This window comes from Marinomonas sp. TW1, from assembly GCF_001625355.1.
Classification (GTDB): domain Bacteria; phylum Pseudomonadota; class Gammaproteobacteria; order Pseudomonadales; family Marinomonadaceae; genus Marinomonas.
The window spans coordinates 1-364 of record NZ_JSEE01000051.1 but is presented as its reverse complement, the minus strand read 5'-3'; the positions used below and the strand labels follow the sequence as shown (position 1 = coordinate 364).

General features: G+C 53.6%; 3 tRNA genes. All 3 read left to right on the top strand.

Annotated features, from left to right (window positions below):
* The first annotated feature begins 51 nt into the window (after positions 1 to 51).
* Positions 52 to 127, top strand: a tRNA-Glu gene (locus OA79_RS17840).
* A 58-nt stretch (positions 128 to 185) separates the two neighbouring features.
* Positions 186 to 260, top strand: a tRNA-Gly gene (locus OA79_RS17835).
* 28 nt (positions 261 to 288) lie between these two features.
* Positions 289 to 364, top strand: a tRNA-Glu gene (locus tag OA79_RS17830).

Here is a 364-nt window from a genome sequence, read left to right as displayed (position 1 = left end):
TTCGAGCCTCGTTTCCCGCTCCAGTTTCGCACTTTCGTAAAAGTGTATTGTGTCCCATTCGTCTAGAGGCCTAGGACACCGCCCTTTCACGGCGGTAACAGGGGTTCGAACCCCCTATGGGACGCCACTAATTTTGACCATGTTGCTTGCGAGAGCAGGGTGGTGATTAAAGAAAATAGAGTTTTGCGGGAATAGCTCAGTGGTAGAGCACAACCTTGCCAAGGTTGGGGTCGCGAGTTCGAGCCTCGTTTCCCGCTCCAGTTTCGCACTTTCGTAAAAGTGTATTGTGTCCCATTCGTCTAGAGGCCTAGGACACCGCCCTTTCACGGCGGTAACAGGGGTTCGAACCCCCTATGGGACGCCA